The following is a 15882-nucleotide window of genomic DNA, read 5'->3' on the forward strand; positions in this document are numbered from 1 at the left end:
ATCCGATGTCCCCTGCCCGCAAGCGTGCGGATGTTCTGCTGGTCGAGCGCGGCCTGTTCGAGAGCCGGGCGCGGGCGCGCGCGGCGATCGAGGCCGGGCTCGTCACCGCCGACGACAAGCAGGTCGCCAAACCCTCGGAGACGATCGCCGAGGACGCGGTGATCGTGGCCGAGCCTGCGCATCCTTATGTGTCGCGCGGCGGCGTCAAGCTGGCCGGCGCGCTGGAGCGCTACCCCATCGAGATCGAGGACCATGTCTGCCTCGATGTCGGCGCCTCCACCGGCGGTTTCACCGAGGTGCTGCTGGCGAACGGCGCCAGCCTGGTGTTCGCCATCGATGTCGGCACCAGCCAGCTGCATCCCTCGCTGCGCGACCATCCCAAAATCGTGTCGATGGAGGAGACCGACATCCGCAGCTATGACGGCAAACGGCTGCCGGCGCGGCCCGACGTCGTCGTCATCGACGTCAGCTTCATCTCGCTCAAGACGGTGCTGCCCGTGGCGCTGTCACTGGCAGCCGCGCCGATGAGCCTACTGGCACTGATCAAGCCGCAATTCGAGGCTGACAGGAAGCACAACAAGAAGGGCATCATCCGCGACGCCGCCGTGCATCAGGAGATCTGCGACGACATCGCGGTCTTTGCCGCTTCGCTCGGTTGCACCGACATCGAGGTGTTCCCCTCCCAGATCACCGGCGGTGACGGCAATATCGAATTCTTCCTGGGCGCGCGCCGTGGTTGAGCGCGTGAGGATCGATCACGTCGGCCATCGCGGCGACGGCGTCTCGCTCGCAGCGGGCGATGCCGTCTATGTGCCCTACACGCTTGGCGGCGAGACCGTCGAGGTCGACCACGTCGCCGGCAGCCATCCCGACCGCCGCAAGCTGCTCGCGGTCGATGTCGCCAGCCCCGATCGCATCGAGCCGTTCTGTCCGCATTTCGGCGTCTGCGGCGGCTGCGCCATCCAGCACTGGGCGGCTGAGCCCTATCACGCGTGGAAGCGCGGCATCGTGGTCGAGACGCTGGCGCAGGCCGGCATCGATTGCGAGGTGGCGCCGCTGGTCGATGCCCATGGCGCGGGGCGCCGGCGCGTCACGCTGCACGGCCGGTTCGGCACGCATGACGTCCTCAAGGTCGGCTTCTCGGCGGCGAGCTCGCACGACGTCATCCCGATCCATCGCTGCCCGATCCTCGATCCCGGGCTCGAGGGTGCGCTCGATGCCGCCTGGGCGCTTGCCGAATCCCTGATGTCCAGAATGGCGGCGACGAAGCCGCTGGACATCCAGGTCACCGCGACCGCCAACGGCCTCGATGTCGACGTGCGCGGCTCCGGCCCGCTGCCGACGGCGCTGGTCACGGCGCTCTCGCGCGTTGCGGAGCTGCATCGGCTGGCGCGGCTGACGCGGCACGGCGAACTGGTGCTGCAACGCTTGCCGCCGACGGTACGGATGGGCCGCGCCGAGGTGACGCTGCCGCCGGGCTCGTTCCTGCAGGCAACGGTCGCGGGCGAGGAGACGCTGGCGTCGCTCGTCGCCGAGCGTGTCGGCAAGGCCAAGGAGGTTCTCGACCTCTTCTGCGGCGTCGGCCCGTTTGCCTTGAGGCTCGCCGAGAAGGCGCGCGTCACCGCCTATGACAACGACGCCGGCGCCGTCGCCGCGCTCGTGAAGRCTGCGCGCACACCAGGGCTGAAACCGATCAAGGCCGAACCGCGCGACCTGTTCCGCCGCCCGCTGGTGCCGCCGGAGCTGCGCGACTTCGACGCCGTGGTGTTCGACCCGCCGCGCCAGGGCGCGCAGGCGCAGGCGCTGAAACTCGCTGCGAGCAAGGTACCCGTCGTGATCGCGGTGTCGTGCAACGCCGCAACCTTCACTCGCGACGCCCGGCTCCTCATCGACGGCGGCTACAGGATCGAGACCGTTGTCCCGGTCGATCAGTTCCGCCACACGCCGCATGTGGAATTGGTGGCGCGGTTCACGCGCTGACGCGCTACCTGCCGCTCACCGTCCGAACCCTTCCAGACTGCTATGCCGACGGTTCGAATTGCGGCTGCCATCGCAGCAAGTAGGACTGCAGCGAGCGCACCGCGATCGCCAACAGGATTCCGACGAACATCATGACGAAGATGGCGACCATCATCTCGCTGGCATTGGCGCGCGCCTCGGCTTCGATGATGAGCTTGCCGAGCCCGCGCTCGGCGCCGATGAACTCACCAACGATGACGCCGATCAGCGCAAAAGACACCGCCGGCAACAGCGACGCGAACACCCAGGCCAGTGCGGAAGGGATCACGACCGTGCGCAGCACGATGAATTCGCTGGCGCCGAGCAGACGGGCAGCGGCGATCTGGTCGCGGTCGACCGCACGCGTTCCCTCGAAGGTGTTGAAGAACACCACGAAGAACACGACGAGCCAGGCAGTGGCGATCTTGGAGAGATCGCCGAGGCCGAAGATCAGGATGACGAGCGGTACCAGCGCGATGCGCGGTATCGAGTTGAGCGCCACGACATAGGGCCCGAACACGCGGGCCAGGAAGTCCGAACGGCCGAGGACCAGGCCGGCCGCGATTCCGCTCGCGGACCCGAAAAGAAAACCCCACCAGGTGTTCTTCAGCGTGACGAGCGTGGCGAGCCACAGATTGTTGTCGTTGCCGTTGATGCAGGCGGCGAAGCCGGCGGGATCGGCAAAGCAGCCGAGCCGCAGGAAGCTCTGCCAGATCAACGACGGCTTGGCGACGAAATACGGATCGAGGATTTTCGGCACATAGGCCTTCGGCAACAGCGCCTTGCTCCATTCGAAGCCCCACTGCCAGACGACGAGAACCACCACGAGAATGGCCACTTGCCAGAACAGGACGGCGCTACGGCTGTTGGACATGATCATTCGGCCCTGGTGCGGCGGAATTCTTCGCCGAGGGAATGCCAGATGTGAGAGTAGAGGCGGCCGAATTCGGCGGTCTCGCGGACGTCCACGGGATCGCGCGGCCGCGGGATCGCGACGTCGAAATCTTCCTTGAGCCTCCCGGGCCGCGCCGAGAGCAGGATGATGCGGCTCGCCAAGGTCAAGGCCTCGCCGAGATCGTGGGTCACGAACAGCACGGTCTGCCGCTCGCGTTCCCATATCTCCAGCAGCGTCTTGTGCATCTCGAGCTTGGTGTGGGTGTCGAGCGCGCCGAACGGCTCGTCCATCAGCAGGATCTCGGGCTCCATGATCAGCGTGCGCATCAAGGCGACGCGCTGGCGCATGCCGCCGGACAGCGTGCTGGGGAAGCTTTGTGCAAAGCTGGAGAGCCCGGCCTTCTCGACGGCCGAAGCGACGCGCCCGGCGCGCTCGGTCCTTCGCAGCCCCGCGATCTCCAGCCCATAGCCGATGTTCTGCTCCACGGTTCGCCAGGGAAACAGTGTGTCGCGCTGGAAGACATAGCCGACCCTGGGGTTGACCTTACCGGTCTCAACCATGTCCTCATCGATCAGGATGCGTCCGCCTGAGCGCGGCAATAGCCCCGCGACCATGTTGAGAATGGTGCTCTTGCCGCAGCCGGACGGACCGAGCAGCGCGACGAACTCGCCCTGCTTGACCTCGAAGGAAACGTCATCGACCGCCACGAACTCGCGGCCCGACGCGTTGAAGCGCTTGGCGAGACCTCGCACCGCGATGCGGGTTCGCGTCTCCGCTCTCTCAACCTCGTCTCGCGCGAGCGCGAATCCCGGGCTTGGCGCGGCGATCATTTGTATTTCGCTCTGGCCGCCTGGAGGAAGCTCATGTCGACGACATCCTCGTATTTCGTCTCGGGAATATCCGTTCCCTTGCGGTACCAGGGCTTGGCTCCGCGTTCGAACGAGGACTTGTCGATGACGCCGTCATAGGCCCAGGTCGATTTGTCGAAGCCGAGCTCGGCGCTGACCGCATCGGGGTCGATGCCCGAGAAATATTTCGGCGTGACCAGTGCCTGCACGTCCGCGAGCGGCGTCGCCTTCACGAAAGCCATCGCGCGGTGGATCGCATTCACATAGGCCTGCACCGTCGCCTTGTCCTGCTCGATCGTGTCCTGGAGCGTGTAGATCACCAGCACGGGCAGCGTTCCGCCGAAATCCTTCTCGAATACGCCGGGCTTGGAGGTGTCGTAGATCGTCCTGCCAAAGCCCTTCTTCTCGACCTCGACGATCCAGCTTGGCGGCGCCATGATTGCGTCGAACTGCTTGGTCTGCAGCGACGGAAACATCGTGTTGGGCCCGCCGCCGGCGACCCAGTTCACCCTGTCGCCGAGCCCGCGCGTTTCGAACACATAGGTGCCGAACACCCAGGTGCCCGACCCGATCGCGGTGGCCGCGACGATCGGCTTGGCGCCGTCAGGCCGTTTGTGCTCCGCGAGCTTCTCGACCGAATTGATACCGCCGTCGTAAAGGTCCTGCCGGACCACGATGTTGGCGTAGGAGCACACCATCTCCGTCGCGAGCAGGATCTTGCAGGGCTTGCCGCGCGCACTGAGCTGGAGCGGGTGGCTGGCATCGCCATGCGCGAACACGGCTTGTCCCGCCGCCAGCGTCTGACGGCCGAACGTGCCGGCGTTACCGGTGACGAGCTTGGAGTCGAGACCTTCGTCCCTGAAGTAACCCTTCAGCTCGGCAATCATGCCGATGGCGTAGACCGGCGACACCGGCCCGAAGGCGAGCGATACCTGCTTGGTCTCGGCGCGGAGCTGCCCGGGCAGCATCGACGCGCCGGCCAATGTGGAGCCCGCGATCAGCGCCTGGCGCCTGGTGATGTTCATGTGCTCCTCCGTTGATTCTTGTTTGATCGATCCGTTCGTCAGGACGGCCCAGGCGCGATCCGAATGGTTCCTGCCTTTCGCAGCGTTTCGATTTCGCTCGACGAAACGCCGATCTCACCCAGGATCTCGCGCGTCTGCTCGCCGATCTGCGGCGGATCGTAGCGGTTGGGCAGCCGGCGGCCGTCCATGGAGATCGGCAACAGCGGCGTTTTTGCCTCGCCGCCGTCAGGCAGGTGAATGTTGGTCAGCCCGCCCGACTGGTTCAGATGCGGGTCGTCGAAGAGATCGCCGGGCTTGTTCACCGGCGCGTAGGGCAGATCGAGCTGCTCGAGGCGCGCCGCGAGATCGGCCTTGTCCCATTGCTTGAAGATCTTCGCGATCTCCGGAATCAGCCAGCCGCGATGGTCGACGCGGTCGTTGCTCGTCGCAAAGCGCGGATCGGCAAGCCAGGATTCGCGATCGAAGGCGCGGCAGAACGCCTCCCACTGCTCTTCACCGACGATGGTGACGAACAGCTTCGAGCCGTCCCTGGTGTCGAAGAGATCGTAGACCGGCCAGGGGCTGTCCTTGATCGAATAGGGGATCGAGGGCTGGCCGCTGACCACCTCGCACATCATGGCCTGCGCCATCAGGAACACGTTGTTCTCGTAGAGCGCGCTCTGGATGTAGCGACCGCGGCCGGTGCGCTGCCGCTCGGCCAGCGCAGCCTGGATCGCGATCACGCCGAACATGCCACCCATGATGTCGTTGACCGAGGCGCCGGCGCGCATCGGCCGGTCCGGCAGGCCCGTCATGTAGGCAAGGCCGCCCATCATCTGCACGACCTCGTCGAGCGCGAGGCGATTCTCGTAGGGGCCGGGCAAATAGCCTTTGAGCGAGCAGTAGATCAGGCGTGGCGCAAAAGCGGCAACCGACTCGTAGTCGAGACCGATCCGCTTCAGCAGGCCGGGTCGGAAATTCTCGATCAGGACGTCGCTGCTCTCGATCAGCCGCCGCGCGATGGTCTGGCCTTCCGCGGTCGACGTATCCAGCGCGATGCTGCGCTTGTTGCGGCTGTAGGTGGCGAAGAAGCCGGCAGCCGGTCCCTTGAAGTAGCGGGTGCGGTCGCCCTTGGGCGGCTCGACCTTGATCACGTCGGCGCCGAGATCGGCGAGGATCAAGCCGCAGCTCGGCCCCATCACCATCTGGCTGAACTCGATGACCCGAAGGCCGGCGAGCGGACGGAGCTCCGTTGCCGCCTCGGGCGCCGCCGCCGTCATGCCGCCCTCCGCAGCACCTTGGGAATTCCGGCCTCGTGCAGGTGCCCGGTCAGATGTTTTGCCGGGATATGGCGGGCCAGAATCTCGCGCGTCTGCATCAGGCGATCGAGGTCGATGCCGGTCGAAAGTCCCATGCGTTCCAGCATGAACACGAGATCCTCGGTGACGATGTTGCCACGGGCACCAGGCGCGAACGGACAGCCGCCAAGTCCTGATACCGCGGCGTCGAAACGCCGGATCCCGGCGTCGAGGCCGGCGACGGCATTGGCGAGGCCAGCACCGAGCGTGTCGTGCAGATGCAGCCGCAGCGTCATCTGCAATCCGACTTCACGCCTGACGGCTTCGACGATCTGCCTGACCAGTTTCGGGGTGGCGTAGCCGACGGTGTCGGCGAGCCCGATCTCGTCGGCACCGGCCTCGGCAAAGGCGCGCGCGACCCGGCACACCGCCGCTTCGCTCACCTCGCCCTCCAGCGAGCAGCCGAAGGAGGTGGCGATCGCGCCCATCAGGTGCGGCCGCCGGCCCGCCGGAGAGGCGTCGATCGCGGCGCGGACCGCGCGAAACCCGTCGAGCTGCTCTTCGATCGAGCGGCGCACATTGGCGCGGTTGTGCGTCTCGCTGGCGGAGATGACGAAGTAGACGGCGTCGACACCGGCGGCGATGGCGCGCTCGGCGCCCTTCACGTTCGGCACAAGTGCACCGATGGTCGCGGTCCTGTGCGCGAGCGCGTGCGCCATCACCGCATCGACATCGGCGAATTGCGGCACGACCTTCGGCGGCACGAAGGATCCCGCGTCGATCTCGCGCATGCCGGCGGCGGCGATCGTATCAATCAGCGCGCATTTGGCTTCGGTGGGAACGAACACGTCCAGGTTTTGCAGTCCATCGCGGGGGCCGACCTCGCAAATCAGGACATCCGGCGCATGCGCCATCAGGCTCTCCCTGGTTCGATTGTATATTATTGCGTAAAAGAACAATCCGTGGGACAATCTGTCAAGCTCAAAATCCGCGTGCACTGCAATGACCGCCTCCGACAATTCCCGACCGCCCGCTTCAAGCAAAGGCGGTTCCGAGCGCGCTGAGCACCTCGCCGGGCTGATCATGGCGCTCGCCCGACGCGAAGGCATGAAGGCTGGCGATCGCTTGATCGAACAGCGGCTTGCCGATGCGCTCGATCTTTCACGCGCGCCGATCCGGCTCGGCCTCAAGGCTCTGGAAGCGGCAGGGCTCGCGCGCGGCGAGCCACATCGCGGGTTCGTGCTGGCCAAGCATCCGACCAGCGGCGCAGCCCAGCCAGCCCTCGCGGCGGTCAGGCGCAGCGAACAGGTTTATACGTCCATCGCAGGCGACGTGCTCGCAAGCCGACTGCCGGCTGACGTCACCGAGGCGGAGCTGATGCGCCGCTATGGCCTCAGCCGGGCCGAGTTGCAGCGGCTGCTTGACCGGATCGCTGCCGAGGGCTGGATTGCACGCCTGCCGGGCTATGGCTGGCGCTTCGCGGAGACGGTCTCGAACCCCGAAGCTCACGCCAAGGCCATGGCGTTTCGCGCGGTGATCGAACCTGCGGCAATCGCCCAGCCCGGCTTTGCGCTGCCGCAGGAGGTGATTGCACGCTTGCGCGAGCGCCAGCTGCGCGTGTTCGAAGGCGAGCTCGAGAAGATGACGATCGGCGAGGTCTTTCTTTCCGGTTGCGAATTCCATGAGGAGATCATTCGCGGCGCCGGCAATCCCTTCTTTCTTGAATCGCTCCGGCGCGTGAATTCAATCAGACGCCTGTTCGCCTATCGCAGCTTCGCCGACCGCGACGGTATGCGGCGGCACGTGCGCGAGCATTTGCGCCTGCTCGAGGTTCTGGAAACGCGGCGTTACGCCGAGGCGGCAGAGCTGATGGCGAAGCACCTGCAACGCCCGCTGGTGGCCGGCTTGTCGTAGGCCAACGCGGCCGCGGTCAAGCGGGCGGCGAAACGGACGTGTGAGCGCTCAACGCCGCAAGCCGCCCAACGCCGGTGACTCGCCGGGCAGCATTGACGAATTGATGTCGCTGTCCATGCGTCCCGATTGCTGCTGGGTGAAACCGGCGCCGAACGACAGGCTGAGGTTGGGGGTCGGCTTGAACTCGACACCCGCGAAAGCGCCGTAGCCGGGCGAGGCGCCGGAGGTGAGCGGGGCGAGCGAGCTGCCGATGCCGCCATTGTATTTCAGCGTGTCGAACCCGGCAAAGAACGTGACGGGCATGCCGCCCGCGGTCTTGTAGTTGTAACCGAACTGCGTGCCATCGTAGGAGAGCGCGCTGAAATTGCCGGCCGGCGCAGGCTGGCTGAGTCCGCCCAGGCCTAGGTTGCCGCGTTCGCTTCCGACGAAGAAACCGGGACGAAAATCATAGCCCGCGTTGGCATCGCCACCCTTGAAGCTCGGAAAATTGCCGTAGCCATCGGAGCTCTGGCCGGCGCTGCCGCCAAAGCCGAAAGGCCCGCCCGGGATCCAATATTGCAGCGGCGCGACTTGCGCATGAGCCGGCGCTCCGCCGAGGCAGAGCACCACGAAGAGAGTTGCGAGACCGCAGGAACGTGCAAGGCTGAACATTCAGGTGACCGTCAAAAAAGTGCGGAAATTATACGCCGGGGACCACGCGAATACCAGTGACGCGATGCCGGTGGTCGCGCCATCGAGTTCCAAAATTACGTTATCCCGACGTGTTGAACCTCCTGCGCGACGGATTGACCCACATAGAGGACGCGCGAACGCGAGCCGTCGCCTCGATCCTGATCGGCCGGGGCAGTCCGGCAAGACGCAATTGCGCAGACCTTTGAAAATGCCAGACACAACATGGAGGCTGTCATGGAGGTCGATTCCGACAGGTTGAATGCCTTTATGGGCAAGATGATCACCGAGGTCGGTGCGGCGATGAACGCATCGCTGGTCCTGCTGGGCGACAAGCTCGGCCTCTACCGCGCCCTCGCCGCCAAGGGACCCATGAACTCTGCCGAACTCGCAAGCGCCACCGGAACGAACGAACGCTACGTCCGCGAGTGGCTGGCGAGCCAGGCGGCTTCTGGTTACGTCGAATACGACTCCACTTCCGGCAAGTTCTCGATGCTGCCGGAGCAGGCGTTGGCGCTCGCCGATGAGGACAGCCCGGTCTTCCTCGGCGCGGTCGGCAATGTCATTGCCGCGGCGTTCCTCGACGAGCCGAAAATTACGGACGCATTCAAGTCCGGCAAGGGCGTCGGCTGGAATCGTCGCAGCGAGTGCCTGTTCTGCGGCACCGCCCGGTTCTTCCGCACCGGCTACATGCATCATCTGGTGCAGGAGTGGCTGCCCGCGCTCGAAGGCGTCGTAGACAAGCTGAAGCGCGGCGCCAAGGTCGCCGATGTCGGCTGCGGGCACGGCGTCTCGACCCGGCTGATGGCGGAGGCCTTCCCGAACTCCCGCTTCTACGGCTTCGACTATCACGAGGGCTCGATCGCGGCCGCACGAAAGGCGGCCACTGAGGCGAAGCTGGGCGATCGTGTCAGCTTCGCGGTTCACTCGGCGAAGACCTATCCGGCCGAGGGCTACGATCTCGTCTGCTTCTTCGATTGCCTGCACGACATGGGCGATCCCGTCGGCGCCATCAGCCACGTGCGCGAGACCATGGCCAAGGACGGCACCTGCATGCTGGTCGAGCCGTTCGCAGGCGACCGCCTCGAAGACAATCTCAATCCTGTCGGGCGGGTCTACTATGCGGCATCGACCATGATCTGCACGCCGGCCTCGCTCGATCAGGAGGTCGGCCTCGCGCTCGGCGCTCAAGCCGGCGAGGCAAGGCTGCGCAAGGTCGCCAGCGAAGGCGGCCTGTCGCGCTTCCGCCGCGCCGCCGAAACACCCTTCAACCTGATCCTGGAGGCCCGGATCTGATGCAACGGCGGACGCGCGCGGCCGGCGATGTCAGGCCGCGTCGTCCGTTCCCATACCGAACGTGAGCTGATTGCCGTCGGCGTCGACGACGTCGAAATCGCGCATACGATAGTCGCGGTCCTCCGGCCGGTTGAGCAGCCTGGCACCGCGTCCCGATAGTTCGGCATAGACCTGATCGACGTCCCTGACGAAGATGCAGATGCCGCCGTGCCCGGGCAACCGCTTCGTTACCCCCGCCGCAAGCAGATGCAGGCCGACCTCGTCGCGGCAGAGGCAGGCGTAGGACGGAGGCTGACCGTATTCGAAGGTGACCTCGAAGCCGAGCACATCGCGGTAATAGGCGAGGCTGGCTGTGATGTCGGACACGACGAAGACGGTGGCGGAGCCGGCCATCATCGGGTGTTCGTCGGTCATTGGTCCCTCCATCCGGCAAGCAATCTCATGCACGCAGTCTAACATGCGCGCTGGAGGTCTTGCACGGCCCAAGCCGCACCGTAAGCTGTCGCCGAACAAGGCGGAAGCGCCGAACGACAGCGTCCCGCCGCTGCCGCCGCTCGACGCGAAATAACCGCGCCACCACCGCGATCGATGCCGCACGTTTCCCGAAAGCATGGAGAACCCGGTGACATCTGACAATCCAGTCGCCTACGAACGCGCAGGCAACATCGCCCGCATCACGCTGCGCCGCCCGCCTGTCAATGCACTGAGCCTCGAAGTCATCCGTGCGGTGGTCGCGGCCCTGCGTCGCGCGGCGAACGATCCGGAAGCACGCGTTGTCGTGCTGGCGAGCGCGATCGCCAAGCGCTTTTCGGCCGGCCTCGACCTCGACATCCTGCTGGGGAAATCCGGCGCCGAGATCCGCGAATTCCTCCAGGCGCTCTATATCGACCTTTACGACGCCCAGTATGGGCTCGGAAAGCCATCGATCGCCGCGGTCGGAGGCGCGGCGCGCGGCGGCGGCATGACCATGGCGGTGTCCTGCGACGTGGTGCTGGCAACCGAGAGCGCGACGTTCGGCTATCCCGAGATCGACGTCGGCGTCATTCCCGCGATCCACTACGCGCATCTGCCGCGCATCGTCGGACGTCATCGCGCTTTCGAGCTGCTGTTCACCGGCCGCGTCTTCACCGCCGCGGAGGCGCGCGAGCTCGGCGTGGTGAACCGCGTCGTTGCCGATGCCGAGCTCGACGCCGAGGTGATCAAGCTCGCGGCGCAATTCGCCGGCAAGTCGGCCGCCGTGCTGCGGATGGGCCGCGCCGCCTTCATGCGCCAGATCGATCTCGACTACCGGCGCAGCATCGCAAGTGCAGTGGACGATTTCTGCAATGTCGCGACGTCGGACGAAGCGCAGGAGGGTTTGAGGGCGTTCGTGGAGAAGCGGGCGCCGAAATGGTGAGGGGGCCGCCGGCCGCCCAGGGAGGCTGACGTTCAGGCCGTCCTGTCCACCGAGGACGACGAATCCGCAGGCGGATATTTCGTCACCGGCACAGTGAAGGATTTGGAGCCGACCTGATAGATGATCTTGCCGTTTTGTCCGTTGTCGGTCGATATCTGCGACTGCCCGAACATGATGACGTTCCTGTAGACGTAGCCGGTGCCCTGGCGGGTGATACCGTCGGTGGTGACGCTGACCGTCGCCTCCTTGCCGTTGATGGCCAGCACGCGAAAGCTCGCGCTCTTGCCGATGTCGGCGGAATAGCCGCCCCAGCTTCCCATGAGGATGCTGTCGGAACCTGCCGGCGCCTGTTTCTGCAAAGTCGCGCTCTGCTTGCCAACGCCCGAGGAGAACAGGAGCACCAGGTTCTTGCCGTCCTTGGTGCCGACCGTGACGTTGCCGTAGCTTATCGTTGCACCATTGACCTCGCCGATACCGCGCTCGGTGTGCCCGTTATGGGTGTACTCGATCTGGGCCCTGGCCCCGCGGATGTTCACGACCTTGAAGCCGACGGCCTGGTTGTTGCCTGCCCAATTGCCCTTCCAGTCACCCACCAGACTGCTCTGGTGATACACCCGCTCGTTGGCGGGCGAAATCTGGCTGGTGCTCGATGTGACGATGGCCATTGGATTGCTCGGCGGATTTGTCTGACAGACCCGCTTCTGTTCGCGCGCCGGACGGCGAAGTCAGAACTTTATCCGGAAACAACCGGAAGCAGGCCGATTAGGGCCACGCAGCAGTTAACGCGTGGTTAAATTCGACCGCGGGCGGGACAGGGCAAAAGGTCTCATTCGGGGTGGTGCGGATCAGCGCCCCCAGCGGTCCGACCAGATCTTCTCGCCGATCAAGCAGCTGACCCGTGGCTCCTTGTCGGCAACGCGCCTCACGGGGCGCTCCGGCATGCGGCCCGCGACCTCCATCAGGAGCTTGGTGCGGATCGCTTCCTTGAACTTGTCGCGATCCTTGATCGTGATGACGAAGGAGCCGGGACCGCCGATGACGCAGTCCTCGTAATAGTAGTCGAGATTGTCGATATCCATGGTCGAATAGGACGGCTCCTTGACCATGATCGGCAGGCCGTTGATGACGATGCCCTTCTCGAGCGCGGCGTCGCGCGCCGCCGTGACCGGGCCGCCATTGTTGTTGGGGCCGTCACCGGAAATGTCGATCACGCGGCGCAAGCCGCGATAGGGATCCTCGTCGAACAACGGCATCGCGAACGTGATCGCCCCGGAGATCGAGGTGCGCGAGGCGCGCCGGATCGGCGTCTTCAAGATCTCGGCGGCGACCGCGTCCGCCGTCTCCGGTCCGTCGACCAGCCGCCACGGGATGATGATCTTCTGATCGCTGGAAGCGGCCCATTCGAAGTAAGTCACCGCGATCCGGCCATTCGGCCCGAGCTTCAGCGCCTGGAGGAATTCCTTCGACTGGATCGCCTGCGCATAGCCTTCGCGCTGGATCGCGAGTTCATCCATGTCCATGGAGTAGGAGACGTCGACCGCGAGGACCAGCTCGACATCGACCGTCTGCGCGTCCCGATCGGCCGCTAGCCGTTGTGGCGAACTCTTGCTCGGTTCAAATTTGGGCCCTGGTGCCGCGATGCCCGCGACATCCCCTCCGGCGAGTACGCCGGCCACCAGCACAGCCCCGATCGAGAACAGCATGCGCATCGCAGTCTCCCGTCGTATGACGCGATGGTGACATGCAATCGCCTTGCCGCAAAGTCCGAAGATCGCTTGCGCTTCACATTCCAGTTAGGAATTCGCGAGTTGGGAATGCGCACGTCACGCAAAGCTGCCGCCGTGTTGCCGCGCTTGCGCCACGGGGACATGCGCGATCGCTCACGCCATCATTCCGGAGCGTCCAGCAGCATCGAGCCGAAGACAGACGTTCCCCGCCCACTTGTCCGGTGCGATTTCCATGCTAGGTTGGATGTACAGATGGGGATGGAGTCCCCCGACAACCGCCCGTCGGCCTGTGACCGTAGTGGGCTGATGACTCCTGCTCGAGGAGGGGCAATCTCAAAAGCCTCGGCCTTTGGCGGGAGCATGGACAAACCCGCCGATGGCGGGTTTTTTGTTGCCTGAAGGCGAAGGTCAGGGCGTGACGACGACGACACCGAATGCTGCGCGTGCGGGGCTGCCCAGGGGGATCTGGGTGCTCGGCTTCGTCTCGATGCTGATGGACGTCTCCTCCGAGATGATCCACGCGCTGCTGCCGGTCTATCTCGTCACTGTGCTCGGGGCCTCCACGCTGACGGTCGGCTTCATCGAGGGCATTGCGGAGGCGACCGCCTCGATCACGAAGATCTTCTCCGGCGCATTGTCCGACTGGCTCGGCCGGCGCAAGCTCCTCGCGGCGCTCGGCTACGGCCTAGCCGCGCTGACAAAACCGCTGTTCCCGCTTGCCCCCAGCGTCGGTTGGCTGATTGCCGCGCGCTTCATCGACCGCGTCGGCAAGGGTATTCGCGGCGCACCGCGCGATGCGCTGATCGCCGATATCGCACCTGCGGGTCTGCGCGGCGCGAGCTTCGGCCTGCGGCAGTCGCTCGACACCATCGGCGCATTCGTCGGACCGCTCGTGGCGATCGGCCTGATGTGGTGGACGGCAGATAATTTTGCCCTTGTCTTCTGGGTGGCGGTGCTGCCGGCCTTCCTGTCTTTCGGCCTGATCGCATTCGCGGTGAGCGAGCCGGAGCCGGACCCAAGCCGGGAGACTACGAAGAATCCGCTGAACACCTCCGCCATGCGGCAGCTCGGATCCGTGTACTGGCGCGTCGTCTCGGTCGGCGTGGTGTTCACGCTCGCGCGTTTCAGCGAGGCCTTCTTGATCCTGCGCGCGCAGAACATCGGTCTCTCGGCGATGTGGGTGCCGGCGGTGCTGGTGCTGATGAACGTGGTCTATGCGCTGTCGGCCTATCCCGCCGGCGTGCTGTCGGACCGGATCAACCGGACCGGCCTGCTCGCGCTCGGCCTCGTCTTCCTCGCGGCCGCCGACCTCGCGCTCGCGCTGCTGCCTAGCCTCGCGGGCCTCGCGCTCGGCGTCGTGCTGTGGGGGCTGCACATGGGATTGACCCAAGGCCTGCTGTCGGCCCTCGTCGCCGACGCCGCGCCGCCGAGCCTGCGCGGCACCGCATTCGGCTATTTCAACCTGTTCACCGGACTGGCCTTGCTGGCAGCAAGCGTGATCGCCGGCGCGCTGTGGGATGCCTACGGTCCGGCAGGCACGTTTTTGGCCGGGCTCGGCTTCGCGCTGGTCGCGCTCGCAGGGCTGCTCGCCGTCGGCAATGGTCTGGCAGCGGAGGACAAATGATGATGGAGGGGCGTTCGTCGTGTTGAGCGGAGTGATCGCAATCGTGATCGGCAGCGTTCTCGGCGGCTGCGCGCGCTATTTCGTCTCGGGCGCGATCGCGCGGCGGCTGGGCGAGACCTTTCCCTGGGGCACCATGACCATCAACATCACCGGCGCCTTCCTGATCGGCATTTTCGGCGCGCTGGCAACCCATCCCGGCTCGATCTTCGCCTCCCCCAATCCCTGGCTGTTCGCGGTGACCGGGTTCCTCGGCTGCTACACCACGGTATCCTCGTTCAGCCTGCAAACGCTGACCTTGGCGCGCAACGGCGAGCCGATGCATGCGCTCGGCAATGTCGCGCTCTCGGTCGGGCTTTGCCTTGCCGCCGTCAGTTTCGGCTTTGTCCTCGCTGACGGTCTTGGAGGCTAGAGGCGGATGACCGTTCCCTCCTCCACCGACCGCTGGCGCAGCACGATGCTCTATGCCTGGGTTTCCTTCGGCAGCGTCCTTGGCGGCCTCGCGCGCTACTTCGTCTCCCTCGTGCTCGACACCGGCCCGGGCTTCCCCGTCGCGACGCTGTTCATCAATGCCACGGGATCGCTCATCATCGGCTTCTACGCAACGCTGACCGGCCCCGACGGCCGCATGCTGGCGCGGCCCGAGCACCGGCAATTCGTCATGACCGGGTTTTGCGGCGGCTACACCACCTTCTCGGCCTTCAGCCTGGAGACCTTCCGCCTGTTCCACGGCGGCATGAAATACACGGCACTCGCCTATATCGCGGCATCCGTCATCTGCTGGCTGGTCTCCGTGTGGCTCGGCCATATGATGGCAAGCCGCTACAACCGCTTGACGAGGAGCTGACCATGCAAATCCCCAATCAGGCTGTTTCGCTCCGGATCTTCATCGGCGAGAGCGACCATTTCGACGGCAAGCCGCTTTACGAAGCGATCGTGATGACGGCGCGCGAGCGGCATCTCGCGGGCGCCACCGTGCTGCGCGGCCCGATGGGGTTCGGCAAGTCGAGCCGGCTACACACCTCGAAGATCCTACGGCTGTCGGAAGACCTGCCGCTGCTGATCGAGATCGTCGACAGCGAGGACAGCATCAACGCATTCCTGCCCATCCTGGATGGCATGATGTCGAGCGGCCTGATCACCTTGGAGAAGGTGCAGGTCCTACAATATGGTGAGAGGACCGCACACTGAGCACCGCGGCTGAACCGAGCCCGCC

Annotated in this window: 18 protein-coding genes and 1 riboswitch; of the genes, 9 read left to right on the plus strand and 9 right to left on the minus strand. The window is 65.4% G+C overall.

Translation table 11 applies throughout. The features are described from left to right. The first annotated feature begins 5 nt into the window (after positions 1-5). Complete coding sequence (locus AB4Z51_RS13540; RefSeq protein WP_085401276.1) at positions 6-740, plus strand: TlyA family RNA methyltransferase; 735 nt, start codon at positions 6-8, stop codon at positions 738-740. Further along, positions 733-1980, plus strand: coding sequence for a class I SAM-dependent RNA methyltransferase (locus tag AB4Z51_RS13545; RefSeq protein WP_441497563.1), 1248 nt, complete (start codon positions 733-735; stop codon positions 1978-1980). The genes AB4Z51_RS13540 and AB4Z51_RS13545 overlap by 8 nt, the downstream gene beginning before the upstream one ends. Positions 1981-2020: 40 nt before the next feature. Here AB4Z51_RS13545 and AB4Z51_RS13550 read toward each other — a convergent pair whose 3' ends face one another. From AB4Z51_RS13550 to AB4Z51_RS13570, 5 genes are read right to left on the minus strand one after another with little or no spacing between them, the layout of a single operon-like run. Then, complete coding sequence (locus AB4Z51_RS13550; protein WP_166353707.1) at positions 2021-2872, minus strand: ABC transporter permease; 852 nt, start codon at positions 2870-2872, stop codon at positions 2021-2023. Positions 2873-2874: 2 nt separating this feature from the next. Then, positions 2875-3723 (minus strand): ABC transporter ATP-binding protein, encoded by an 849-nt coding sequence (locus tag AB4Z51_RS13555; RefSeq protein WP_085401279.1) that lies wholly within the window; start codon positions 3721-3723, stop codon positions 2875-2877. Next, positions 3720-4766 carry an ABC transporter substrate-binding protein gene (locus tag AB4Z51_RS13560; RefSeq protein WP_085401280.1) on the minus strand — a complete coding sequence of 349 codons (1047 nt, stop codon included), beginning with the start codon at positions 4764-4766 and terminating at the stop codon, positions 3720-3722. Before AB4Z51_RS13560 ends, AB4Z51_RS13555 begins: the two co-directional genes overlap by 4 nt. Before the next feature lie 38 nt (positions 4767-4804). Beyond that, positions 4805-6025: a CaiB/BaiF CoA transferase family protein gene (locus AB4Z51_RS13565; RefSeq protein ID WP_085401281.1), complete on the minus strand. Its 1221-nt coding sequence runs from the start codon at positions 6023-6025 to the stop codon at positions 4805-4807. Next, on the minus strand, positions 6022-6957 hold the full coding sequence (locus AB4Z51_RS13570) for a hydroxymethylglutaryl-CoA lyase (RefSeq protein ID WP_244623380.1): 936 nt from the start codon (positions 6955-6957) through the stop codon (positions 6022-6024). The genes AB4Z51_RS13565 and AB4Z51_RS13570 overlap by 4 nt, the downstream gene beginning before the upstream one ends. Positions 6958-7126: 169 nt before the next feature. Here AB4Z51_RS13570 and AB4Z51_RS13575 point away from each other — a divergent pair, with 169 nt between their 5' ends. Beyond that, the gene (locus AB4Z51_RS13575) at positions 7127-7957 is read left to right on the plus strand and encodes a GntR family transcriptional regulator (RefSeq protein WP_071917648.1); all 831 of its coding nucleotides are present in this window, start codon (positions 7127-7129) and stop codon (positions 7955-7957) included. A gap of 48 nt (positions 7958-8005) precedes the next feature. On the opposite strand, the gene AB4Z51_RS13580 is transcribed toward AB4Z51_RS13575, so the two are convergent. Next, positions 8006-8608, minus strand: a complete 603-nt coding sequence (locus AB4Z51_RS13580) for a hypothetical protein (RefSeq protein WP_085401282.1) — start codon at positions 8606-8608, stop codon at positions 8006-8008. 255 nt (positions 8609-8863) lie between these two features. On the opposite strand from AB4Z51_RS13580, the gene AB4Z51_RS13585 reads away from it, so the two are divergent. After that, on the plus strand, positions 8864-9922 hold the full coding sequence (locus AB4Z51_RS13585) for a class I SAM-dependent methyltransferase (RefSeq protein WP_085401328.1): 1059 nt from the start codon (positions 8864-8866) through the stop codon (positions 9920-9922). A 30-nt stretch (positions 9923-9952) separates the two neighbouring features. On the opposite strand, the gene AB4Z51_RS13590 is transcribed toward AB4Z51_RS13585, so the two are convergent. Continuing rightward, positions 9953-10336, minus strand: coding sequence for a bleomycin resistance protein (locus tag AB4Z51_RS13590; RefSeq protein WP_085401283.1), 384 nt, complete (start codon positions 10334-10336; stop codon positions 9953-9955). A gap of 208 nt (positions 10337-10544) precedes the next feature. On the opposite strand from AB4Z51_RS13590, the gene AB4Z51_RS13595 reads away from it, so the two are divergent. Beyond that, on the plus strand, positions 10545-11318 hold the full coding sequence (locus AB4Z51_RS13595; RefSeq protein ID WP_085401329.1) for an enoyl-CoA hydratase/isomerase family protein: 774 nt from the start codon (positions 10545-10547) through the stop codon (positions 11316-11318). Between the two features lie 32 nt (positions 11319-11350). Here AB4Z51_RS13595 and AB4Z51_RS13600 read toward each other — a convergent pair whose 3' ends face one another. Beyond that, positions 11351-11983, minus strand: a complete 633-nt coding sequence (locus AB4Z51_RS13600) for a hypothetical protein (protein WP_071916058.1) — start codon at positions 11981-11983, stop codon at positions 11351-11353. Positions 11984-12163: 180 nt separating this feature from the next. Further along, positions 12164-13027, minus strand: a complete 864-nt coding sequence (locus AB4Z51_RS13605; protein ID WP_063984919.1) for a DUF1194 domain-containing protein — start codon at positions 13025-13027, stop codon at positions 12164-12166. 263 nt (positions 13028-13290) lie between these two features. Beyond that, a riboswitch (Fluoride riboswitch) is annotated at positions 13291-13368 on the plus strand. 53 nt (positions 13369-13421) lie between these two features. Between AB4Z51_RS13605 and AB4Z51_RS13610 the strand changes: the two genes are divergently transcribed. Genes AB4Z51_RS13610 through AB4Z51_RS13625 form a run of 4 tightly spaced genes read left to right on the plus strand, consistent with a single transcriptional unit; the run spans position 13422 to position 15857 of the window. Then, on the plus strand, positions 13422-14669 hold the full coding sequence (locus AB4Z51_RS13610; protein WP_244623381.1) for an MFS transporter: 1248 nt from the start codon (positions 13422-13424) through the stop codon (positions 14667-14669). Continuing rightward, positions 14644-15078: a fluoride efflux transporter CrcB gene (gene crcB, locus AB4Z51_RS13615; protein WP_085401285.1), complete on the plus strand. Its 435-nt coding sequence runs from the start codon at positions 14644-14646 to the stop codon at positions 15076-15078. The genes AB4Z51_RS13610 and crcB (AB4Z51_RS13615) overlap by 26 nt, the downstream gene beginning before the upstream one ends. Before the next feature lie 6 nt (positions 15079-15084). Continuing rightward, a complete protein-coding gene (crcB, locus tag AB4Z51_RS13620; protein ID WP_085401286.1) occupies positions 15085-15513 on the plus strand; it encodes a fluoride efflux transporter CrcB in 429 nt (142 codons plus the stop codon). A gap of 2 nt (positions 15514-15515) precedes the next feature. Further along, a complete protein-coding gene (locus AB4Z51_RS13625) occupies positions 15516-15857 on the plus strand; it encodes a DUF190 domain-containing protein (protein WP_085401287.1) in 342 nt (113 codons plus the stop codon). The last annotated feature ends 25 nt before the right edge of the window (positions 15858-15882 follow it).

Origin of the sequence: Bradyrhizobium sp. 2TAF36 (assembly GCF_052114925.1) — a bacterium.
Lineage (GTDB): Bacteria > Pseudomonadota > Alphaproteobacteria > Rhizobiales > Xanthobacteraceae > Bradyrhizobium > Bradyrhizobium barranii.